This is a genomic window from Hymenobacter pini (assembly GCF_020421205.1).
Taxonomy (GTDB): Bacteria; Bacteroidota; Bacteroidia; order Cytophagales; family Hymenobacteraceae; genus Hymenobacter; species Hymenobacter pini.
In genome coordinates this window covers 1056587-1078181 of sequence record NZ_JAIZZH010000002.1, presented here as the reverse complement: position 1 = coordinate 1078181, position 21595 = coordinate 1056587, and the positions used below count along the sequence as shown (strand labels likewise).

The following is a 21595-nucleotide window of genomic DNA, read 5'->3' as shown; positions in this document are numbered from 1 at the left end:
CTTTTAGCACATCTATTGCCCCGCGCACTGCTGGCCCTTCCCGGGCTGCAGCTGACGCGGGGCAATAGCCGTTTATACCCCCCTGCCAACAGAGCGCTAAGGGGAGGGGGATAATAATTAAGGCATGCATATAACTAGAATTGCTGGTTGTATGCATGCCTTTACGTTTTAATACTACGGTAATGCTACTAAATGTTAACTAGTCTAATGCGTGCATCAAATTCTATATAGAATAGGCTACGCAACCAGTGCCAGCGGATTTGTGTTTATCTTCACTGACTAAGCACTCTGCATGGCATTCGTACACCCTTGGTTCTTACTAGGATTACTAGCTATTAGTATTCCGATCATTTTACATCTATTTGAGCTTCGGCGGCCACAGCGGGTACTGTTCTCGAACGTGGAATTTATCCAGCAGGTAAAGCTGGTTACAGCGCGGCAGCGTAAACTCAAACACTTGCTTATTCTGGCTTGTCGGATAGCTGCCATCTGTTGTTTGGTATTGCTTTTTGCGCAGCCTTTTATTCCGGCCCCTGAGCAAAATAGTGGTGCAGTTTCGGCGGTGCGTGTAGTTGTTGATAATTCGCCTAGCATGCAGCAGTTGGGCGTAAATGATCAGTCACTATTAGAGCAATCTATTCAACAAGCAGTGGGCTTGCCGCTGGCTTTTGCTTCGGGCACACGCTATCATGTATGGCCCGGAGGGCAAGAGCCACTGACAACGGCTGCTTATCGAGCGGCTGTCGAACAAATTCAACCCAGCGGGCAAACGGAGCCAGTTGGGGCCTTGCTGCGTCAGGCGCTACGGAGTAGTGTACAAGGTCCTGTTTTTCTGCTTTCGGATTTTCAAAAAAACACGTTTTCGGAAGCTGCGTTAGCCGCCCTAGATTCGAGTCAACAGGTATTTCTAGTTCCTTTGGCCGGTAAACAGCAGCCTAATGTGTTTGTGGATAGTGTATGGGTGGAGGACGCCTTTATTAGGGCGGGAGCCGATGCCGTGTTGCACGTACGGTTGCGCAATGGCGGACAAGAACCATCCCCTAACTGTGGTGCCAAAGTATTCATGGGGCCGCAGCAGTTGGCCGCATTCCAGCTAACAGTTCCAGCTGGCCAAACAGCTGCAACTCAACTCAAAATAAGAGTGCCAGAAGGTGGGGTACAGGAAGCTCGGGTAGAACTAGATGACTACCCGGTTGATTTCGACAATACCTACTATTTTACGCTACAACCGGCGGCGCAAATACGGGTTACGGAGATAAGCACTGAGGGCGAGCTGGCGCGCTTGTACGGTAATGAGCCCTTGTTCATTTACCAGCATATTAGCCCTACTGCAACGAACTATCAGGCGCTGAATGCGGCCAGTTTGCTGATTTTACGGGAAGTTCCGCGGGTATCAGCGGGGCTGCGAGACAATTTGCGGCAGGCGGTACAACGCGGCGCTACACTGGTAGTAGTCCCCCCGATTGGCGCAGCTGGGCAAGCGGACTACGCACAGCTATTTCGGGAACTGGGCGTGGGACCGGTACAGTGGCAGCCTGTTTCTCAGGGTGGTCCGGCATTGCAGGAGGTGGCGGCTCCCAGTGCACAAAATCCGTTTTTCAGGGATGTTTTTGCGGGGTTAAATACTCGGGCTGGAATGCCGAAGGCCGCACCCATACTTCGGTGGTCCCGCTCAGGGACGGATGTACTACGGATGCGGGATGGTGATAACTACTTATCCGAGTTTGCGAATGGAGCCGGGAGCACCTACTTATTTGCTGCGCCGTTTAGTGCGCCGTACTCCGATTTTGCGCAGCACCCGTTGTTTGTGCCAGTACTCTACCGGCTGGCTATGCAAAGTTACCGTCAGGAGCAGCGGCCCGCTTATCGCCTGAGCCAGACGTCGGTGCGGCTACAAGTGCCCCGAGTAACTCGGAATTCCCGGACTGAGGCAGTATATCAACTGGTGCAGGATAGCCTCCGCCTCATTCCAGGACAGCAGGAGCAGGCAGGCACATTGCGGCTTGATTTGCCGGCTACTATCCGGCAGCCTGGTTTCTACCGGCTGGAGCGGGCTGGAGAAACATTGACGACGCTAGCTTTTAACGTAGACAAACGAGAGTCAGATTTGCGGAGCTACACGGCGGCCGAGCTGCGCCAACTAGCCAGTAAGTATCCGAACGTGCAAGTGTATGAGACTGGGGCGGGGCAAACGGCGGCAGCTCGCTACAAAGCTACCCGCGTGGGCACGCCGCTGTGGCAGTATTGTGTATGGGGAATACTGACCTTTTTGCTGGTGGAAGTACTGCTGCTGCGGTTGCCGCAGCGCCGGGCCACACCCGTCGCCGCTCCTGTTTAGCGAGCCATTACGGCGCAGGCTGGTAAGTCAACCACCCATCAGAGAATGCGCGCAAGGAGACGTATCTTGCCGGTCCAATCTCTGTTGCCGTTGAAACCAACCACCTCTCACCCTGTATTGCGCACGGCTACGCTCTGCGGAGTAGTAACCGGCGCGCTTTGTATTGCCTGGTTCCTTTTTCTGTATTCATCGGGAAACGACCCATACGGCCCCAAGCGGATGCTATCGTCGTTTTTTGTGCCAATTGCCGCGGTAATCAGCCAGTTTCTGCTACGTCGCTACTATGAGCCTGACGGCCCTGGCCTGCGAAAATCGGTGGGAGCGGGGGCACTGACGGCTTTGGTGACGGCGCTGGTTGCGGCCGTAGGGCTGTATGCCTTTGCGCGGCTGACGGGCCCGGAACTAATAGCTCAGCATGTAACGGAAACCCGACAAATGCTCGAATCAACCAAGGCTATCTATCTGAAGGAAGCCAATGGCCTGCAGCAGTACCAGGCTATTCTGCGCAACTTGGCGACCAACGCGGTGGGGCTGGCCCAGGATGAATTCACGAAGAAGCTGGTAATCGGGCTGCTATTAGCCATTCCCGGTGGGGTCTTTTTGCGGAAATAATCTACCTTCCCGCATCTGTTCACCTAACCCTGCACTTTGCTATGGAACGCACTGCTACCCCCACTGTTACGCCCACCTCCGTTGGTATCCGGTATGGATTGATAATCGGGATTGTCACGATTATCTATTCTTTTATTCTGAAAGTTGCCAACCTTGAGCAGAAGCCGATGATGGGGCTGCTGACCTTTGCCATTCTTATTGGGGGCATTGTAGTGGCTCACCGGTACTTTAAGGCGCAAAATGGCGGCTTCATGAGCTACGGGCAAGGCTTGGGCATAGCCACCGTAGCCGGCGCCCTGATTGGGGCCCTAAGCGGAATTTTTCAATACATCTACGTCAACTTCATTGACCCACAGTATATTCAGCGGGCCCTGGAAGCCGCTCGTGCGAAACTGGAGTCTGACGGCAATATCAGTGATGAGCAGATAGACCAAGCCATGCAGTGGACCGAAAAAATGATGCCCACCGGGCCGCTCAGCATTGTATGGGCCATTCTTGCCACGGCATTTTTCGGCTTTCTGTTTTCGCTGATTATCTCCGCCTTCACCAAAAACACCCGTCCTGAGTTTGAGTAAGCGTCTTTCGCAGCATTTTCCGGTTGAGCTGTCCATCGTCATCCCTTTGCTCAACGAAGCCGAGTCGTTGCCGGAACTCACCCGCTGGATTAACCAGGTGCTCACCCAGCATGGCCTTACCTACGAGGTCCTACTGATTGATGACGGCTCAACGGACGACTCCTGGGAGGTGATTGAGCAGCTGGCCGCCACCGACGTGCATCTGCGCGGCATCCGCTTCAACCGCAACTACGGCAAGTCGGCGGCCCTGAACGTGGGCTTCAAAGAAACCACCGGCCGGGTGGTGTGTACCATGGATGCCGATTTGCAGGACTCGCCGGAAGAGCTGCCGGAACTGTACCGCATGATTACCCAGGACGGCCTCGATTTGGTAAGCGGCTGGAAGAAAAAACGCTTCGATCCGCTCAACAAAACCATTCCCACTAAGCTGTTCAATGGCGTGACGCGCTGGATTTCGGGCATTCGGCTGCACGATTTCAACTGCGGCCTGAAAGCCTACGACAGCCGGGTGGTGAAAAGCATTGAGGTATACGGCGAAATGCACCGCTATATTCCCGTTATTGCCAAATGGGCCGGGTTCCGGCGCATCGGCGAGAAGGTGGTGCAGCACCAGGAGCGTAAGTACGGCACCACCAAATTCGGGCTGGAGCGGTTTGTGTACGGCTTCCTCGATTTGATGAGCATCACGTTTGTGAGCCGGTTCCGGCGGCGGCCTATGCACTTCTTCGGGGCACTGGGCACCATATCGTTCCTGATTGGGATGCTGATTACGCTGTGGCTGGTAGGGGAGAAGGTGTGGCTATCGTGGCATAACCACCTCTCCCGCGACGTAACGGCCCAGCCGCTGTTCTTCCTGGCCCTGGTGGCCGTGGTGATTGGGGTGCAGTTGTTTCTGGCCGGATTTCTGGCCGAAATGGTGCAGCTCAACGGCTCCAACCGCAACGATTACCTGGTAAAGGAGCGGCTGAACCTGAAGTAGACACATCACAATAGCAGAACGTCATGCTGAGCTTGCCGAAGCATCTCTACCGAGGCTAATCAGATAGTTAGCATGGCGGTAGAGATGCTTCGGCAAGCTCAGCATGACGTTCTTGTTTCACGCGTTTCTACCCTATGAACGTAGTCATCATCGGGCCGGCGTACCCGCTGCGGGGCGGGCTGGCCACCTACAACGAGCGGCTGGCGCGGGCCTTCCGCGAAGCCGGCGACGAGGTGCGCCTGGTTACCTTCTCGCTGCAGTATCCCGATTTCCTGTTTCCGGGCCAGACGCAGTTTAGTACCGAACCGGGCCCTACCGACCTGAATATTGAGGTGAGCCTGAACTCGGTGAATCCGCTGAGCTGGTACCGGGTGGGCAACCGCCTACGCCGGGAGCGGCCCGACTTGGTGATTTTCCGGTTCTGGCTGCCATTTATGGGGCCGGCGCTGGGCACGGTGGCCCGCCTCATCCGGCGCAACCGCCACACCCGCGTGGTGGCCATTACCGACAACGTAATCCCGCACGAGAAGCGGCCCGGCGACCGGCCGCTCACGCGTTATTTCCTCTCGGCCTGCCACGGCTTCGTAACGATGAGCCGCTCGGTGCTGGCTGACCTGCGCCGCCTGCACTTCCGGCAGCCCGCCCTCTACCGCCCGCATCCGCTCTACGACAACTTCGGCCCGCTCAAGCCCAAAGCCGAGGCCCTGGCCGCCCTTGGCCTCGACCCCGCGTTTGGCTACCTGCTGTTCTTCGGGTTCATTCGGGCCTATAAGGGGTTGGATATTCTGCTGGAAGCCTTTGCCGATGCCCGGCTGGCCCAGCTGCCGGTGAAGCTGATTATTGCCGGCGAGTACTACGAAGACGCCGCCCCCTACGAAGCCCTCATCCGGCAGCACAACCTGGAAAGCCGCCTCGTGCGCGCCACCGACTTCATCCCGAACGAGCGGGTGGTGGACTACTTCTGCGCCGCCGATATAGTAGTGCAGCCCTACAAAAACGCCACCCAAAGCGGCGTCTCGCAGATTGCCTACCACTTCAGCCGCCCCATGCTGGTAACCGACGTGGGCGGGCTGGCCGAGCTGATTCCGAACGGAGAAGTCGGCTACGTGGTACCACCCACGCCCCAGGCTATTGCCGATGCGCTGGTGGATTTCTACGCGCACCAGCGCGAGCAGGAATTCACCGCCGGCGTGTGGGCTAAGAAAAAGGAATTTTCCTGGGACGTAATGGTAAAGGCGCTAAAGGAAGTGGCCGGCTGACCTATGAGCATCCCCGATGAAGAACGTCGGCGGCTAGTGTGGGTAGCATTAGCCGACTTGTATTTAGATACTGAGTTGAAGGAGCACGACTTTCATCGTATTGCTACTGTATGCGCGGAGAGTGGTTTTTCATGGGCTGAAATCCAGCTTATCAACTACAATGAGGTAGCACCAGCGTTGTGGTTTAATGTGCAAGATATTGCAGGTGCATGGGCTGGCTGGAATGAGGAATGGCTCACAACGCATATCCAACAGTGCTACCGGCCCGCACCACGTAAATGGTTTGGCTCTACAAGGTTGTGGCAGAAAAGAGTCGACTTTTTTACGCGGAAAGCATTGGCCCGTATAGCTGCTTACTTACGCTAAAGGCACGCTCGCCTGCACAGCCTCAAACACTTTTTCCGCCGATAAATCTTCCATGCAACTGGTGCCTAGCTTGCACGAGCCGCGGTAGAAGCAGACGCACTGCTTATCCGGCTGCACGAGCTGGCCGCGGCCGTAGAGGTCGAATTCGTAGGGGTTGAAGATGTTGTTCATCAGGATGGTGGGCTTGCGCAGGGCAATGCTGATGTGCATGGCCATGGTTACCTGCGTCACGATGCCATCCATCTGGTGCATCAGGTTGATGAACTGGGGCAGGGAGAAGGTGCCCAGGTAAGCCGCGCCGGTGGCGGCGTGGAGGCGGCGGTTGCGCTCATCCTCGGCCTCACCGCCCAGCAGCACGGGCGCGTAGCCGGCCTGCTGCAGCTGGTTGATGAGGGTAATCCATTTTTCGTCCGACCACAGGCGGGTCGTCCACCGGTCGCCGCAGCCGGTGTTGAGGCCGATACGGGGGCGGCCCTGGGGCAGCTGGCTCCAGTCGTAGCCCTTGTCCTCGTGGGTGTCGAACACGTATTCCTCGTGCCGGAACTCGTAGCCGCACAGCTCGAAGATTTCCTGCACGTAGGGCTTCTGGTTCTGCTGGCTTAACTCATCGAACACGCCGGTGAGGTACTTGTGGTTGGCCAGCTCACTGGCGGGCCAGGCCACGCCGTACTCGGGGTGCAGTTGGTAACCAAATTTTCGCTTGGCCCGAATGCTGCCCAGCAACGCGCAGGCTTCCTTGTCCTTGTCGAGGTTGAAGAGAATATCAAACTCCCGCTGCTGCAGGTGCAATACACTGGTCAGCTCCAGCTTCAGCACCTCGTCAATCCAGCCACCACCTTGGGGCAAGATGGCGGGGGTGAGGGTGAGCCAGGTAATGCGGGCATTCGGGTACTCCTGGCGCAGCCGCCGCAGCAATGGCGTCGTGCGGATAACGTCCCCAATGGCCCCGAGCTTGATGATGAGAATGCGCTGCTGCGTGGGCGCGTAGGCCGGGCAGCCGGTGCACTGGTAGCCGTGCTCCTTGTTCGGGCGGCAGGGAATATCACCGCGGAAATGGCGGCAGTCAGGATGAACGGTCACGCCGTTGAGCTGGGGCATTGGGGAAAAGCGGTAATAAAAGCTGTGCTGCTGTGCCTCCGCATGAGATGCAGAAGTGCAGCAGCACAAAAATAGAGAATCTACGCGCCGACGTAGTTGCTGGGCGTAATGGCGCGCAGCTCCTGCTTCACGGCGTCGCTCACATCTAGCCCATCCACAAACTCGCTGATGGTGGCCTGGCTGATGGCCGAGCCGGTGCGGGTGAGGGCCTTGAGGGCGTTGTAAGGATCGGGGTAGTTTTCGCGGCGCAGGATGGTTTGCAGGGCCTCGGCTACCACGGCCCAGTTGTCGTCCAGGTCGCGGCGAAGGACGGCTTCGTCGAGGGCCAGCTTATCGAGGCCGCGCTGCAGGGCGGTAAGGGCAATGAGCGTGTGGCCCAGCGGCACGCCCAGGTTACGCAGCACGGTGGAGTCGGTCAGGTCGCGCTGGAGGCGACTGATGGGCAGCTTGGCCGAAAGGTGTTCCAGCACGGCGTTGGCCAGACCCAGGTTGCCCTCGGCGTTTTCGAAGTCAATAGGATTCACCTTATGGGGCATGGCCGAGGAACCCACCTCGCCGGCCTTCACCGTCTGGCGGAAGTAGCCCAGCGAAATGTACTGCCATACGTCACGCGCCAAATCAATGAGGATGGTGTTGAGGCGCTTGAGCCCGTCGCAGAGGGCGGCCAGGTGGTCGTAGTGCTCAATCTGGGTGGTGGGGTGGCTGCGCTTGAGGCCCAGGCGGCCTTCTACAAACTGCTGAGCAAACTGGTGCCAGTCGGTGGCGGGGTAGGCCACGTGGTGAGCGTTGAAGTTGCCGGTGGCTCCCCCAAACTTCGCCCCAAACGGTACCTGGCCCAGCAGTTCCACCTGGGCATCGAGGCGGGCCACAAACACCTCTACTTCCTTGCCCATGCGGGTAGGGGAGGCCGGCTGGCCGTGGGTGCGGGCCAGCATGGGCACGGCGGCCCAGCTTTGGGCGCGGGTGGCAAGCTGGTTGCGCACCTGCGCGTAGGCCGGCAGCAGCGTATGGATGAGGGCGTGCTGGAGGCTGAGCGGAATGGCGGTGTTGTTGATGTCCTGGGACGTGAGGCCGAAGTGGATAAACTCCAGATACTGGCCCAGGCCCAGGGCCGTAAACCGGTCCCGCAGGAAATACTCCACGGCCTTCACGTCGTGGTTCGTCACCCGCTCGTGGGCCTTCACGGCGTCGGCATCGGCCGTGCTGAACTGGGTGTAGATAGCGCGCAGCGGGCCGAATACTTCCGGGTTCACGTTCTGCAGCTGGGGCAGGGGCAGCTCGCAGAGGGCAATGAAATACTCCACTTCCACCAGCACCCGGTACCGGATAAGAGCCAGTTCCGAGAAGTAAGCGGCCAGCGGCGCCGTTTGGCGACGGTAGCGGCCATCGAGGGGCGAAACGGCGGTAAGGGGCGTAAGCACGGTATAGTCGAGTGCGGCGGACATACGTAGAAGAGGAAAAAGGCCTGGGACGGGCCAAAGGTAGCGCAAGCACGGGCGTGGGCCAATCGGGGCGCGGGCCTTTTTCGTTACCTTTGTTACCTAAGCGGCGGCGGGTTCGGCACGAATCTGGCTCGGTCCGGCTGCTACTTCCTTTCTCCTCCGAACTGGCACGCGTGACTCCAGCTACCAAGAAAAAAATAGGCATCGGTTTGGGCATCCTGGTGGTGCTCCTCCTTAGTGGGTTAGGTATTTTCCTGGTGAAACGGCAGGAATTACTGGATCTGGCCCTGCGGAAAGTAAAGACCAAGGTTGAAACCAAATACCCGGTAACCCTGACGCTGGGCCCGGCCCGCTTCACCGACCTGAACACGGTGCAGCTGGATGGGGTGAGCCTGGTGCCCACTACGCTGCCCGACACGCTGTTTACGGCCCGCAAGGTGCGGGCTTCGCTGAGCGTGCGCAGCCTGTTTGCGGGCCGGCCAGTGTTTAGCAACCTCGAAATAGATACGGCCCGCCTCACGGCCCGCCAAACGCGGGCTGGTCAGGATAACTATTCCTTCCTCTACAAAAAGAAGAAAAACCAGCCCGTAACGCCCGTTGATACCTCCAAGGGCACCAACTACGGCCTGCTGGCCAATCAGCTGCTGGAAGCCACCTTCGATAATATTCCCGATGAGGCCGACTTCCGGGAGTTTCTGCTGACCTACCAGAGCCCCCGCCACCAGGCCCGGTTGGTGATGCCCCGCCTGGCTATTGAGGATGGCGACATTACCGGCCAACTCACCGCCAACATCGACTCGGTGGAAAACCGCGTGGGTGTGCAGGGCCACATTGATGCCGGCGACTACGAGGTGGATGCCAATATTTTCGGGCTGGATAAGCGGCCCGTAGTGCTGCCTTACGTGCAGAGCCGCTACGGGGCCCGGGTGCAGTTCGACTCGGTGCGCGTAAGCCTCTCAGATAAGGATATGAGCGGCGACGATGAGCTGACGCTGAAAGGCACTGCTTCGGCCGCCAATTTCATTGTGAACCACCCGAAGCTGTCGGATAGTGACGTGCGTTTTCCGCGCGGCGGCATTGATTTCGTGATGAAGCTGGGCCAAGCCTCGTTTGCCCTGGAAAAGGGTACGCGGGTGCTACTCAACAAAATGGAGCTGTTTCCGGAGTTGAGCGTGCGTCGCTTGCCGGTGCCGGAGCGCGTGATTGGGAAGGAAATCAACGGCCTTACCAACCGCAACCAGCTGCTGGCCGGCCTGCAGATGAAGCTGAACGTGGAGTCGGCAGAAACCAAAGCCAACGACTTTTTCGCTTCCCTGCCGGAGGGCATGTTCGAGACGCTGGAAGGCACCCAGGCCGAGGGCATGGTGCAGTACCACCTGATGGCCGACCTGGACATGAATAAGCTCGACAGCCTCAAGTTCGATTCGGGGCTGCGGGCCACCAAGTTCCGCATCACCCGCTTCGGGCGCGAAAACCTGAACAAGCTCAACGAGGAGTTCCTGTATACGGCTTACAACGACAAGGGCGACACCGTGAAAACTTTCCTGGTAGGACCCTCCAACCCCGAGTACACACCTTACAACGAGGTGGCTGACTACCTGAAATACGCCATCATGACGGCCGAAGACCCGCGTTTTATGACGCACCGGGGCTTCATGGAAAAGGCGTTTGTGAAGTCGGCTATTCAGAACATCAAGGAGCGGCGCTTTGCTCGGGGCGGCAGTACCATCAGCATGCAGCTGGTGAAAAACGTGTTCCTGACCCGCAAGAAAACCCTGGTGCGCAAGGCCGAGGAAGCCTTGATTGTGTGGATCATCGAAAACACCCGCCTGGCCAGTAAGGAGCGCATGCTGGAAGTGTACCTGAACATCATTGAGTGGGGCCCGAAGATTTATGGGGTGCACGAAGCCGCCGAATTCTACTTTGCCAAGCGCCCAGCCAACCTGAACCTCTCCGAAAGCCTATTTCTGGCCAGCATCATTCCGCGGCCTAAGTACTACCGCAACGGCTTCAACCAGTACGGGGAGATGCGCGGTTCGGCCCGCTACTTCCACCGGCTGATTGCCCAGTTGATGGCCCGGAAAGGCTACATCTCGGAAAATGAGTACGAGAGCCTCAGCAACTCGGTGAACTTCCAGGGGCGGGCCCGGCAGTACATCGTGCGGGCCACCCGCGACACGGTGCGTACCGTAATAGCCGCCGACTCTTCCCAGTACGAGCCCCTCAACCTGATCGACCTGCTGGGCGGCGACACTGCTCCCGACGCCGGCGTAAACACTAATCAGCAGGCCCCGCCGGCCAACCCGCCGCAAGGGAATTAAGGCGAAGGTGAAAGGTAAAGCGTGACAGGTAAAAGGTTAGAAGAGGTGCCAACGACAATTCGCGACACACCTCTTCTAACCTTTTACCTGTCACGCTTTACCTCTTATATCTATTCCTTCTTCGGAAATAGCAGCGACAAGCCAATAGAGCCGGCCAGAATCAGGCCGACGACGCCGAGGGAAATACCCATTGGAATGTGGACTACATCAGCCGCCAGCAGCTTGCCCCCGATGAACACTAGGATAAGGGCTAGGCCGTAGTGCAGGTAGTGAAATAGCCGCATCAGGCTTTCCAGTGCGAAATACAGAGCCCGCAGCCCAAGGAGAGCAAACACGTTGCTGGTGTACACGATAAATGTGTCGCGCGAAACGGCCAGGATGGCCGGGATGGAGTCGGCGGCAAACACCACATCGGTGGTTTCTACCATTACCAGCACTACCAACAACGGTGTGGCGAACAGTAACTCATCTTGGCGCACGAAGAATTTGCCCCCGTGCAGGCGATTGGTAATGGGCAGGTGCCGGCTTAGAAACTTGACTACCGGGTTGCTGTCGGGGTCAATTTCCGGCTCGCCGCCGCTGGTAGCCATTTTTACGCCAGTGTATATCAGAAACGCCCCCAATACATACAGCAGAATGTGAAACTTGGCGAGCAGTGCTGCTCCAGCTAGAATAAAAGCGGCCCGCAACACCAGTGCCCCAATGATGCCCCAAAAGAGGATTTTGTGCTGGTACTGCGCCGGTACTTTAAAATAGCTGAAAATGAGCAGGAACACGAACAAGTTGTCCACGCTCAGCGACTTCTCAATGAGGTAGCCGGTAAGGAATTCCAGGGCGGCCTGCTTGCCTAGCCAGCGGTATACTAGCAGGTTAAACCCCAACGACAGGCAAATCCAGAAGGCACTCCAGCCCAGGGCCTCCCGCATGCGCACCACATGCTCGCGGCGGTTAAATACCAGCAAATCGAGCAGCAACAGGGCCAGCACAAACGCGTTAAAGCCAACCCAGAAGAGCGGGGAAATTTCCATCAGGCGTAAGATACGCGCCTGCCCCGATATGCGGTTGCCAAGCCCTGGTACCGCTACACGCAACTACCCGCCCCAACCCCAGAAGGAGCCGCAGCGGGTAGTATAGAAATTACAATAAAAGCGACTCAGCGCACCTCGGGGGTGGCTGGAAATGCCGAAACAGATGCATCGGCTGCAGTTGCCGGGATGCGGTCGAAGCGCCGGAACCAACTGGCAATCTTCATCTGCAACACCCCAAAAAAGGCCTCCTGCACAATACCCTTGCTCATTTTGGAGGCGCCCCGGGTCCGGTCGGTGAAGATGATGGGTACTTCCTTGATGCGGAAGCCGTACTTATAGGCCAGCCACTTCATCTCAATCTGGAAGGCGTAGCCTACAAACCGGATGCGGTTCTGCAAAATAGCGCGCAGCACCCTAGCCGTGTAGCACTTAAAGCCCGCCGTGGCATCCCTAATGGGCATACCCGTCACGAAGCGCACGTAGGCCGAGGCGAAATACGACATCAGCACCCGGTCCATGGGCCAGTTCACCACGTTTACGCCCTGAATGTAGCGTGAGCCAATAGCCAAGTCGTAGTTCTGGTGGGCGCAGGCATCGTACAGCCGCATCAGGTCCTCGGGGTTGTGCGAGAAGTCGGCGTCCATCTCAAACACGTATTCGTAGCCACGCTCCAGGGCCCAGCGGAAGCCGTGGATGTACGCCGTGCCCAACCCCAGCTTGCCCACCCGTTCCTCCAGAAACAGCCGGTCCGGAAACTCCTGCATCAGCCCGCGCACAATGGCAGCCGTCCCGTCCGGCGAGCCATCGTCAATGATGAGCACGTGGAACGGTTGCGGCAGAGAGAAGACCTTGCGGATGATGAGTTCCGCATTTTCTTTCTCGTTGTAGGTCGGTATCAGGACAAGCCCGTCTGTCATTGCCGCAAAGGTAGAAGTTTGTTCGGTGTGCCGAAGCATTCGGCCGCGTGGAGTATAGCCCGGAGCGGCCTCCCGAATAAGATGCCGAAACAAAGCGCGAGGTTGCCGCGCCCAATGCTATGCACTCAGATAACATGCGCCGCCAGGGTTTGAGTTTTCTGCCCCTGATTAAATAACTGTGACGATACGCGTTGGTTAATTACCGTGCAGCCAGCATGGCGGCCAGTTGCCGGGCGTGCCGCACACAGTCAGGCACACCTACACCGGCGCGCCAGTTGGCGGCCACATACAGGCCCTGAGCGGCCAGCGCATCGGCCGCGACATGGGCCGGCACTATGTGCTCATCAAACTGCGGAATGGCTTTATCCCAGTAGTAGCGGTACTGCCAAACCGGCTCGGCCCCGGCCCGCACCCCGTAGAGGTGGCTTAACTCCTGGTGCACGGCCGCTTTCTGCTCGACCTCGGGCTGGCGGGCCTGTTCAGCATACTGGCTACCGCCTACAAAGGTGGTAAACAACACCTGCCCGGCGGGGGCCCGGTCGGGGAAGACGGAGCTGGTCCAGATGCTGCCGGCCGCGTAGGGCTGTTCTACTTTGGGGTTAAGGGCGCCGAACCCATCCAGAGGGTGCTCCACGTCGGCGCGCTGGTAGGCCGTGTAAATGGCTGTCATAGGTGGGTGCTGCACCTGCGTGAGGGCCGCCGCTTCGGCCGGGAATTGTTCCTGCAGCAGCGGAGCCGCCGCGTACGTTGGCAAGGCCAGCACCACGTGCTGGTAGAGGCGGGGAGCCGGGCCGGCCGTGGTTTCCAGTTCCCAACGCCCGTCATCGGCGCGGCGGTGTAGGTGGGTTGCTGCCTGCCCGAAGTGAGCCCGCCGCAGCTTACTGGCTAGTGTGGAAGTGAGGGTTTGCAGGCCCCCGGCCAGTGAAATGATGCGGCGGCGACCCGCCGGGTTTTTCGTTTTCATCAGCCCGCGTACCACCGAGCCATACTGCTGCTCCAGAGCCGCCAGCTGCGGAAAGGTTTTGTGCAGCAGTAGCCGGGACGGGTCACCGGCGTAAATGCCGGAAATAAAGGGATTCAGGGCATAATCAACCACTTCCGCCCCAAACCGCCGGGTGAAAAACTGGGCCAGCGTCTCCTGCGGATTAGCTGGTTGGGCCGGCCGGAACAGCTCCCGCACCAAGTTCAGGCGGGTTTTCAGGCTGAAGAATGGGCTGGTGAGTAAGGCCGGGGGAGAGGCCGGCAGTTTCTGGTAACGCCCCTGGCGCAGCACGTAGCGGTTCTGACTGACGGCGGCTGCGTCCTGCACCTGGCCCGCCAGCCCTAGCCCATCCAGCAACTCCCGCAACTCATCGGAAAGCTGCAGCGAGTTGGGGCCGGTTTCTACCAAATAGCCGTCGTGCTGCTCCGAGCGGATGGTGCCACCGGGCCGGGGGCTGGCTTCAAACAGGTCGTAGTCGACGCCGGCGCGCTGCAGGTACCAGGCCAGCGTGAGGCCCGAAATACCGCCGCCCAGAATAGCAATGGCCATTTTGTGTGCTGAAGTGATGAGGGCGCAAAGATACGGCCTGTCATGCTGTACCCGGCACACGCATCCGGCTGAATCCGGGCGTAGTGCGTGGGGCTGCTGCTACAGCATTAAAGCCGGTCGTGCAGCGGAAGCAAACACGCGCACTACAACAAGCCCTACCTTTGCAGCCTTATCACCGCATTCCTGCTAGTATGAACAAGGCCGTATTCCTGGACCGTGACGGCGTACTCAACAACGAAATTGGCGAGTACGTGTGGGAGCTGGAAAAATTTGTGGTATCCGAAGGCGTACCGGAAAGCCTGGCTCGGCTGAAGGCCGCTGGCTATTATTTGATTGTTGTAACCAACCAGGCGGGTATTGCCAAGGGCCTGTATACGGCCGCCCACGTACACGCTTGCCACCAGAAACTGCAGGATGCAGCCGGGGGGCTTATTGATGCCTTCTACTTTGCGCCGGGCCATCCGCAGATTTCCGAGTCTTTGTCGCGCAAGCCGGGCTCTTTGATGCTGGAAAAAGCAATGGCCCGGTTCAAGCTGGATGCGGCCCGCTGCTGGATGGTGGGCGACCGGCTGCGCGACATGCAGGCCGGGCAGCGCGTGGGCATTCGGGGCATTCTGGTGGGCCCCGAGGAACAGGCCGGCTACCAACCCCACGTAGCAGACCTGCGGGCCGCCACCAATCTTATTCTGGCCGAATAGGGGGCCATGATGCCACCGGCGCGGTTCCTCTAGCAGAGAAACCGCGCCGGTGTTGTACGTAGTGAATAAAAAGTGCGCTACTGACGCTCCACCACAGGAGCCACGCTGGCCGTTGCCGGCACGGCCACTCGCTCAGCCGATTTGGTAGCCGAATAAGCCGGGCATTGGTTGCGGCAGGAGGTGGCACCTGCCAACAGCAGACCACCCCATAGAAAAAGTTTTTTCATGGTAAAAGATAAAAAATATGGCTGGCCTTCAAGCACAAGTTCTTCAGCAACAGCCCCGTTTGCCCTCTAACGATTCCTCTCTTCGCAAATTGTTGCACTTACATAATTATTCGGTAGTGGATAAATGCAAACGGCCCTTTCTCGCGCGAGAAAGGGCCGTTTGCTAAGGGACTGACTCTAGCAGCCCCGCAGAATATACCTATTGACGCTCAGTGGCGGTGCCGTGCTGGGCTACAATGGTAGACGATATGCGCGCCGCATCTTTGGTGCTGGAGTAAGCGGGGCATTGAGATTTTTTGTTGCAGGAGCTCAGCCCAAGGCCGGCCACACACGCCAGGAGTAGTACTTTTTTCATGCAGAGTAAGATGTGAGCGGGCCGGGCCCGGCTGTTTGGGGGTCTGTGGGTAAAGGTACGGGAACTCCCGGCCGCGTGCAACCCACTGGCAAAAGAACGAGCCCCCCGAGGCAGTGCATCAGGAAGCTCGTTCTGCCTGAGTATTAGGCCTGATAGCCCAGGATACGCATCATCGAGTCGGCGGTTTGCTCCTCGGCAAATACCCGGTCGGTGAGGGTGCCATCCTCCGCCCGGTCCAGGATGACCATTTTGGGGGCCGGAATGAGGCAGTGCTTCACGCCACCATAGCCCGAGAGGCTTTCCTGGTAAGCGCCGGTGTGGAAGAAGCCCACGTACAGGGGCTTGGCATCCTGGGGCTTGCGCTCCGGCAGGAATACCTGGTAGATGTGCTTTTCGGCGTTGTAGTAATCCTGGGAGTCGCAGGTGAGGCCACCTAGCTGAATTTTCTTGTAGCTGCGGTTCCAGTTGTTGAGGGCCAGCATGATAAAGCGCTGGTTCAGGGCCCAAGTATCGGGCAGATTAGTGATGAACGAGCCGTCAATCATGTACCACAGTTCCTTATCGTTCTGCAGCTTTTCGTCCAGAATGCTGTAGATGGTTGCCCCCGATTCGCCCACCGTGAAAATGCCGAACTCGGTGAAGATGTCCGGCTCCGGCACGCCTTCCTCGGCGCAGATGCGCTTAATGGTACGCAGCACCTCGGCAATCATGTAGGGGTAATCGTATTCCTTCTGAATGCTGGTTTGAATGGGCAGGCCGCCGCCGATGTCGATGGTGGTTAGGGTGGGACACACCTTACGTAACTCGCAGTACTTGTGCACAAACCGGCTCAGCTCCGACCAGTAGTAGCTGGTGTCCTTGATGCCGGTGTTGATGAAGTAGTGCAGCATCGTCAACTCGAAGCGCGGGTCGTTCTTAATTTTCTGCTCGTAGAGCGGAATAGCATCGGCGTAGCGGATGCCCAGGCGGGAGGTGTAGAACTGGAAGCGGGGCTCCTCGTCGGAGGCCAGGCGCATGCCCACGTTGCACTTCTCGCGCACGTTGTCGTGGTAGTAATCCACCTCGTTGGGCGAGTCGAGGATGGGCATGCAGTTCACGAAGCCATCGTTGATGAGGCGCGTGATTTCGTACTTGTATTCCTCGGTTTTAAAGCCGTTGCAGATGATAAACGTGTCCTTCTGCACCCGGCCCTTGGCGTGCATGGCCCGGATGATGTTGGTATCAAACCACGACGAAGTTTCGATGTGGACGCCGTTTTTGAGGGCCTCCTCTACCACAAAGCTGAAGTGCGAGGCCTTGGTGCAGTAGGCGTAGGAGTAGCGACCCTGATAGCCGGTTTGCTCAATGCCCTGCCGGAACCACTCTTTGGCCCGCTGAATCTGGGTGCTGATTTTGGGCAGGTAGGCAATGCGCAGCGGAGTGCCGTGCTTTTCCACCAGCGCCATCAGGTCGATGTCGTGGAAGCGCAACTCGTCGTTTTCAACGTGAAATTCGTCGGTGGGAAAGTCGAACGTCTGGGAAATCAGGGAGTGGTAGGTATCCATGTGGTAGTGGCCAGTGCCTGGTGCCTAGTGCTTGGGGATGGAAACGGAAAAACGGGGTTACGCAAGGCGTAGCGGTTTGGCTGATTTGGTGCGCAGCGGAAACTCCACACTACGCATGGCAGCACTGCCAACTATGCACTAAATTGCAGTGCAAAGATACCCCCTCCCGGGGGTTTTGGTTGTGCTTTGTTCGTTGGTTGCGCCGGAAGGTCCGCGCGCGTCAAGCCTAACCCGGTCCCACCCCTGGTAATCGGCAAGCATCAGAACCACCTAACCTCTTTTCTGCCAATGTAATATGCGACGCATCAAGCTTCTGGAGGTCCGCTCCGAACTCGGAGCCGGCACCCGTGGCGCCAGCCTGGGCGTAGATGCCCTCAAAGTAGCCTGCCTGAATAAGGGCTCCGACTACTTCCGCCGGTTCAACTCGGTTACCGTACCGGACCTGAACCACGTGCTCTTCGACAAAAACCACTTTCCGAAGGCCAAGCACATCGATTCTATTTACACGGTGCAGAAGGGCATTGCCAGCACCGTGGAGCAAACCCTGCGCTTTGGGGAGTTTCCCCTGGTACTGGCCGGCGACCATAGCAACGCCTCGGCTACCATTGCAGGTATTAAGGCAGCCTATCCGCACAAAACGCTGGGCGTAGTATGGGTAGATGCGCACGCCGACATTCACTCGCCCTACACCACGCCCTCGGGCAACGTGCATGGCATGCCGCTGGCCATTTCGCTGGGCGATGATAACCGCCCCTGCCAGCGCAACCAGCCCGAGCCCGAAACGGAGTTCTTCTGGCAGAAGCTCAAAAACCTGGGCGAGCCGGGCCCCAAAGTGGCCCCCGAGCACCTGGTTTACATTGCCGTGCGCGACACCGAGCACGAAGAAGATGCCATCATCGAGCGGCTCGGCATCAAAAACTACAAGATTGACGAAGTGCGCGATAAAGGCACCCGCCAGGTAGCCCGCGAGGTGTATGAGCGCCTGCGCTTCTGCGACCTAGTGTACGTATCGTTCGACGTGGATTCCCTGGATTCGCGCTTCAGCAAGGGCACCGGCACGCCCGTGGTAGATGGCCTGAACGTGGAGGAAGCCATCAGCCTGTGCCGCGCCCTTTTGGACAACGACCGGGTGGTGTGCTTTGAGATGGTGGAAATCAACCCCACCCTCGATAACATGAATACCATGGCCACCAACGCCTTCGACATTCTGGAGGCATCCACCGACGCCATCCAGCGCCGCCTGCGCCTGGAAGAAGTGGTGAGCCGGTAAAACCAACCCGGGCCTGCCGCCACGAGTGGCAGCAGGCCCGGGTTGCTGTGCATAACTACCGGATGCGCCGGCCCAGGAATACGTGGTTGGTGCGAACTACCCCAGTGAGTGAGGCAAAGCGGCTGTAATCGATGCGGATGGAGTCGCGGGTAGTCAGGTAGCCCGTCCCGGATTCGGTGCGGCAGCCAAAGTCGTCTCCGCCATAGTTAAAATTGATGCCCCGCCACGTCAGACCAATGGTAAAGTAGGGCGACTGGCAGCCGCGGCCCAGGTTGCGCAAAAAGTCGTAGGGAATGGGGCTGCCGTAGTTATAGGGGTCCAGGCCCTGAAACACGCGGATGGTGAAGGTATCCTTGGGCGCATCGAGGTTACTGCCCTGGAACTTGCCGTAGATGGGGCCTTTGCGGTAGGAGCGAGGCAGCAGTGTCAGCACTCGCGTGAGCGTGTCCACGCCGTCATCCTTCGGAAAGCACCTGGTGTTGGGCGGGCGACGGGCAATGAGGAGCACCGGGAAATTGCCCACATTGTTTTCGTAGAAGTAGAGCGAAAACTTCTGTTGAGTGAACCGGCGCGTATCGTTGGCAATCTGCCATTCGTAGCTGGTGTAGGGCGCGCCGGGCCCCTCGAAGGTGATGTCCTGCTTGGAGTAGGCCGTATCGGGGGTGGGCGTGCCGTAGTTTTCCAGGAAGCGAAAGGGCAGCGGATTGGCCAGGGCCTCGCGGCACACGTCGGGCTCCGGGTCGGCGGGGTGGTGTCGCTCACAGCTGGTCCACAGGGCCGCGCCACCCAGCAGGGTCAGCGCCAGAAATACAGGCTTGCGTATTCAGCAAGTAGAAATAGAATAGAAAACGCTAACGCGGGCAAAAGTATATTCCCCCCTCATGTACAATGCCAGACGTGAAAAAAAGCGCAGAAACCGCCCGTTCCAGCGGAGCTGGTAAGGTGAGGGGCTCGGGTGGTAATGCCGGCAGCGGGTGCCGGTTGCGGAACGGGTAAAGCAGCGCCCCGCAACTCGGCCGGCCACATGCTAGGGCCTAGCCGCCAATCCGCTTACCTTTGCGGGGAAACGCCCGCCCACGGCCGGCCTTTCCCTTCTACTGACTACCCCCGCTCGTGCAACACCTCGAACAAGACCTCAAAACCGCCCTGGGGGCGGCTATTCAGCAAGTATTCGGCACGGAGGTGCCTGCTACCCAACTCACGCTGCAGCCCACCCGCAAGGAGTTTGCCGGCTCCTTCACGCTCGTTACGTTTCCGTTCACCAAAACCCTGGGCAAAGGTCCCGAGCAGATTGGCCAAGCCCTGGGCGAGTGGCTGGTAGCCAATGCGCCGCTGGTAACCGGCTACAACGTGGTGAAGGGTTTTCTGAACCTGGAAATTGCCGATTCAGCCTGGCTGGGCCTGTTTGAGCAGCTTCGCCAGCAGCCGGCCGGGGCACCCGTTACTACCGAAGGGCCGCGCAACGTGGTAGTGGAATACTCCTCGCCCAACACCAACAAGCCCCTGCACCTGGGCCACCTGCGCAACAACTTCCTAGGCTACTCAGTGGCTGAAATTCTGAAAGCTACCGGCGCCAACGTGCACAAGGTAAACCTGGTAAACGACCGGGGCATTCACATCTGCAAATCCATGCTGGGCTACCAGCGGTTTGGCCACCAGGAAACGCCCGCCGAGGCCGGTATGAAGGGTGACCACCTCATTGGCAAGTATTACGTGCTGTTTGAGCGCCACTACCAGGAGCAGATTGCCCAACTGGTGGCCGAGGGTGTGGATAAGGACGTAGCCAAGGCTCAGGCGCCCTTGATGCTGGAAGCCCGCGACATGCTGCAAAAGTGGGAAGCCGGCGACGAAGAAGTGGTGAGTCTGTGGCGGCAAATGAATGGCTGGGTGTACGAGGGGCACAACGCCACCTACGCTGCTATCGGGGTTGATTTCGACAAGTTTTATTACGAGTCGGATACCTACCTGCTAGGCAAGGAGCGCGTGGAGGAAGGCTTGCAGAAAGGCGTATTCTTCCGCAAAGACGACGGCTCTACGTGGGTAGACCTCACGGCCGAGGGGCTTGACCAGAAAATCCTGCTCCGCTCCGATGGTACCAGTGTGTACGTAACCCAGGACCTGGGCACGGCCGAACTGAAATACCAGGATTTCCATTACGACCTGAGCGTGTACGTTATTGCCGATGAGCAGAACTACCACATGCAGGTGTTGAAGGCTACTTTGCAAAAGCTCGAAAAGCCCTATGCCGATGCTATCTACCACCTCAGCTACGGCATGGTGGACCTGCCCACCGGTAAAATGAAAACCCGGGAAGGTACCGTGGTAGATGCTGATGAGCTGGTGCGCGAAGTAGTGGAAGCCGCTAAAGCCGCTACCCTCGAGAAAGGCAAAACCGAAGGCCTCACCGAGCAGGAAGCCGAAGCCTTGTACCACATGCTGGGCCTGGGCGCCTTGAAATACTACCTGCTGAAAGTGGACCCCAAGAAGCGCATGCTCTTCAACCCCGAAGAGTCGGTGCAGCTGGAAGGCCACACGGGCCCGTTTATTCAGTACAGCCACGCCCGTATCAGCAGCATCCTGCGAAAAGCCGCCGAGCAAGGCGTCGTCGCCGACGCTCCCCTGGGCGGCCTGACGGAGCTGCACGACACCGAGCGGGACCTGATTCAGGAGCTGGGCCGCTACGCCGCGGTGGTTGCCGAGGCCGCCCGCACCCAGTCGCCGGCCGTGGTGGCGCAGTATGCCTATGACATGGCCAAAGCGTATAACAGATTCTTTACCGAGGTTCGAATCTTTGGAGAGCCGAATGAGTCTAAACGTGCCTTCCGCGTCGCTCTGTCAGCCCAAACGGGTCGCATTATTAAAGCCAGCATGGGCCTGTTGGGCATTCAGGTGCCCGACCGGATGTAGCCGGTGGGGAGCGGGGCTGCCCCCGCCCTTCATTGAACGAAGCCAGTAGTAATCCGGCAATGACGGGGCGGGTACAAGCCCCTCTCCCTACATTGTTTGTAATGCAGCAGCAACGTCGGCAGTTGGCG

General features: G+C 58.5%; 19 protein-coding genes. 10 read left to right on the top strand and 9 right to left on the bottom strand.

The features are described from left to right. Nucleotides 1–292: 292 nt before the first annotated feature. The 6 genes from LF252_RS11270 (at nucleotide 293) to LF252_RS11245 (ending at nucleotide 6129) form a co-directional block, all read left to right on the top strand. A complete protein-coding gene (locus tag LF252_RS11270) occupies nucleotides 293–2338 on the top strand; it encodes a BatA domain-containing protein (RefSeq protein WP_226269683.1) in 2046 nt (681 codons plus the stop codon). Nucleotides 2339–2428: 90 nt separating this feature from the next. Continuing rightward, a complete protein-coding gene (locus tag LF252_RS11265; RefSeq protein ID WP_226269682.1) occupies nucleotides 2429–2950 on the top strand; it encodes a DUF4199 domain-containing protein in 522 nt (173 codons plus the stop codon). A gap of 41 nt (nucleotides 2951–2991) precedes the next feature. After that, nucleotides 2992–3525 (top strand): DUF4199 domain-containing protein, encoded by a 534-nt coding sequence (locus LF252_RS11260; RefSeq protein ID WP_226269681.1) that lies wholly within the window; start codon nucleotides 2992–2994, stop codon nucleotides 3523–3525. Beyond that, entirely contained in the window at nucleotides 3518–4504 is a 987-nt protein-coding gene (locus tag LF252_RS11255; RefSeq protein ID WP_226269680.1) for a glycosyltransferase family 2 protein, read from the top strand. Before LF252_RS11260 ends, LF252_RS11255 begins: the two co-directional genes overlap by 8 nt. A gap of 134 nt (nucleotides 4505–4638) precedes the next feature. Further along, entirely contained in the window at nucleotides 4639–5763 is a 1125-nt protein-coding gene (locus LF252_RS11250) for a glycosyltransferase (RefSeq protein WP_226269679.1), read from the top strand. Between the two features lie 3 nt (nucleotides 5764–5766). Continuing rightward, the gene (locus LF252_RS11245) at nucleotides 5767–6129 is read left to right on the top strand and encodes a DUF7079 family protein (RefSeq protein WP_226269678.1); all 363 of its coding nucleotides are present in this window, start codon (nucleotides 5767–5769) and stop codon (nucleotides 6127–6129) included. Here the strand turns inward: LF252_RS11245 and LF252_RS11240 are convergent. Both LF252_RS11240 and purB read right to left on the bottom strand, forming a co-directional pair. Beyond that, a complete protein-coding gene (locus LF252_RS11240) occupies nucleotides 6121–7227 on the bottom strand; it encodes a glycosyltransferase family 9 protein (RefSeq protein ID WP_226269677.1) in 1107 nt (368 codons plus the stop codon). The genes LF252_RS11245 and LF252_RS11240 overlap by 9 nt on opposite strands. Nucleotides 7228–7307: 80 nt before the next feature. Next, nucleotides 7308–8672, bottom strand: a complete 1365-nt coding sequence (gene purB, locus LF252_RS11235) for an adenylosuccinate lyase (RefSeq protein ID WP_226269676.1) — start codon at nucleotides 8670–8672, stop codon at nucleotides 7308–7310. Nucleotides 8673–8842: 170 nt separating this feature from the next. Between purB and LF252_RS23025 the strand changes: the two genes are divergently transcribed. Further along, complete coding sequence (locus LF252_RS23025; protein ID WP_226269675.1) at nucleotides 8843–10990, top strand: transglycosylase domain-containing protein; 2148 nt, start codon at nucleotides 8843–8845, stop codon at nucleotides 10988–10990. Between the two features lie 110 nt (nucleotides 10991–11100). Here LF252_RS23025 and LF252_RS11225 read toward each other — a convergent pair whose 3' ends face one another. The 3 genes from LF252_RS11225 to hemG all read right to left on the bottom strand — a co-directional run bounded on the left by LF252_RS11225 (nucleotide 11101) and on the right by hemG (nucleotide 14466). Then, on the bottom strand, nucleotides 11101–12018 hold the full coding sequence (locus tag LF252_RS11225) for a TerC family protein (RefSeq protein ID WP_226269674.1): 918 nt from the start codon (nucleotides 12016–12018) through the stop codon (nucleotides 11101–11103). Nucleotides 12019–12143: 125 nt separating this feature from the next. Then, nucleotides 12144–12935 carry a polyprenol monophosphomannose synthase gene (locus tag LF252_RS11220; RefSeq protein WP_226269673.1) on the bottom strand — a complete coding sequence of 264 codons (792 nt, stop codon included), beginning with the start codon at nucleotides 12933–12935 and terminating at the stop codon, nucleotides 12144–12146. A gap of 199 nt (nucleotides 12936–13134) precedes the next feature. Then, nucleotides 13135–14466: a protoporphyrinogen oxidase gene (gene hemG / locus LF252_RS11215; RefSeq protein WP_226269672.1), complete on the bottom strand. Its 1332-nt coding sequence runs from the start codon at nucleotides 14464–14466 to the stop codon at nucleotides 13135–13137. A 191-nt stretch (nucleotides 14467–14657) separates the two neighbouring features. On the opposite strand from hemG, the gene LF252_RS11210 reads away from it, so the two are divergent. Then, the gene (locus LF252_RS11210; protein WP_226269671.1) at nucleotides 14658–15164 is read left to right on the top strand and encodes a D-glycero-alpha-D-manno-heptose-1,7-bisphosphate 7-phosphatase; all 507 of its coding nucleotides are present in this window, start codon (nucleotides 14658–14660) and stop codon (nucleotides 15162–15164) included. A 77-nt stretch (nucleotides 15165–15241) separates the two neighbouring features. On the opposite strand, the gene LF252_RS11205 is transcribed toward LF252_RS11210, so the two are convergent. From LF252_RS11205 to LF252_RS11195, 3 genes are all read right to left on the bottom strand, one after another. After that, nucleotides 15242–15391: a hypothetical protein gene (locus LF252_RS11205; protein ID WP_226269670.1), complete on the bottom strand. Its 150-nt coding sequence runs from the start codon at nucleotides 15389–15391 to the stop codon at nucleotides 15242–15244. A 199-nt stretch (nucleotides 15392–15590) separates the two neighbouring features. Then, nucleotides 15591–15746 carry a hypothetical protein gene (locus LF252_RS11200; protein ID WP_226269669.1) on the bottom strand — a complete coding sequence of 52 codons (156 nt, stop codon included), beginning with the start codon at nucleotides 15744–15746 and terminating at the stop codon, nucleotides 15591–15593. A gap of 143 nt (nucleotides 15747–15889) precedes the next feature. Further along, a complete protein-coding gene (locus tag LF252_RS11195) occupies nucleotides 15890–17290 on the bottom strand; it encodes a type III PLP-dependent enzyme domain-containing protein (protein WP_226269668.1) in 1401 nt (466 codons plus the stop codon). A 295-nt stretch (nucleotides 17291–17585) separates the two neighbouring features. Here LF252_RS11195 and LF252_RS11190 point away from each other — a divergent pair, with 295 nt between their 5' ends. Then, complete coding sequence (locus LF252_RS11190; RefSeq protein WP_226269667.1) at nucleotides 17586–18560, top strand: arginase; 975 nt, start codon at nucleotides 17586–17588, stop codon at nucleotides 18558–18560. A gap of 55 nt (nucleotides 18561–18615) precedes the next feature. Here the strand turns inward: LF252_RS11190 and LF252_RS11185 are convergent, their stop codons facing one another. After that, complete coding sequence (locus LF252_RS11185) at nucleotides 18616–19287, bottom strand: hypothetical protein (RefSeq protein ID WP_226269666.1); 672 nt, start codon at nucleotides 19285–19287, stop codon at nucleotides 18616–18618. A 386-nt stretch (nucleotides 19288–19673) separates the two neighbouring features. Between LF252_RS11185 and argS the strand changes: the two genes are divergently transcribed. Continuing rightward, nucleotides 19674–21467 (top strand): arginine--tRNA ligase, encoded by a 1794-nt coding sequence (argS, locus tag LF252_RS11180; protein WP_226269665.1) that lies wholly within the window; start codon nucleotides 19674–19676, stop codon nucleotides 21465–21467. Nucleotides 21468–21595: the final 128 nt, after the last annotated feature.

Coding starts and splice junctions, on each gene's coding strand:
- LF252_RS11195 (WP_226269668.1), bottom strand. CDS start 17,290: ATGGATACCTACCACTCCCTGATTTCCCAGACGTTCGACTTTCCCACC.
- LF252_RS11190 (WP_226269667.1), top strand. CDS start 17,586: ATGCGACGCATCAAGCTTCTGGAGGTCCGCTCCGAACTCGGAGCCGGC.
- hemG (WP_226269672.1), bottom strand. CDS start 14,466: ATGGCCATTGCTATTCTGGGCGGCGGTATTTCGGGCCTCACGCTGGCC.
- LF252_RS11210 (WP_226269671.1), top strand. CDS start 14,658: ATGAACAAGGCCGTATTCCTGGACCGTGACGGCGTACTCAACAACGAA.
- LF252_RS11260 (WP_226269681.1), top strand. CDS start 2,992: ATGGAACGCACTGCTACCCCCACTGTTACGCCCACCTCCGTTGGTATC.
- LF252_RS11220 (WP_226269673.1), bottom strand. CDS start 12,935: ATGACAGACGGGCTTGTCCTGATACCGACCTACAACGAGAAAGAAAAT.
- LF252_RS11200 (WP_226269669.1), bottom strand. CDS start 15,746: ATGAAAAAAGTACTACTCCTGGCGTGTGTGGCCGGCCTTGGGCTGAGC.
- LF252_RS11240 (WP_226269677.1), bottom strand. CDS start 7,227: ATGCCCCAGCTCAACGGCGTGACCGTTCATCCTGACTGCCGCCATTTC.
- LF252_RS11250 (WP_226269679.1), top strand. CDS start 4,639: ATGAACGTAGTCATCATCGGGCCGGCGTACCCGCTGCGGGGCGGGCTG.
- LF252_RS11205 (WP_226269670.1), bottom strand. CDS start 15,391: ATGAAAAAACTTTTTCTATGGGGTGGTCTGCTGTTGGCAGGTGCCACC.
- LF252_RS11270 (WP_226269683.1), top strand. CDS start 293: ATGGCATTCGTACACCCTTGGTTCTTACTAGGATTACTAGCTATTAGT.
- purB (WP_226269676.1), bottom strand. CDS start 8,672: ATGTCCGCCGCACTCGACTATACCGTGCTTACGCCCCTTACCGCCGTT.
- LF252_RS11245 (WP_226269678.1), top strand. CDS start 5,767: ATGAGCATCCCCGATGAAGAACGTCGGCGGCTAGTGTGGGTAGCATTA.
- LF252_RS11225 (WP_226269674.1), bottom strand. CDS start 12,018: ATGGAAATTTCCCCGCTCTTCTGGGTTGGCTTTAACGCGTTTGTGCTG.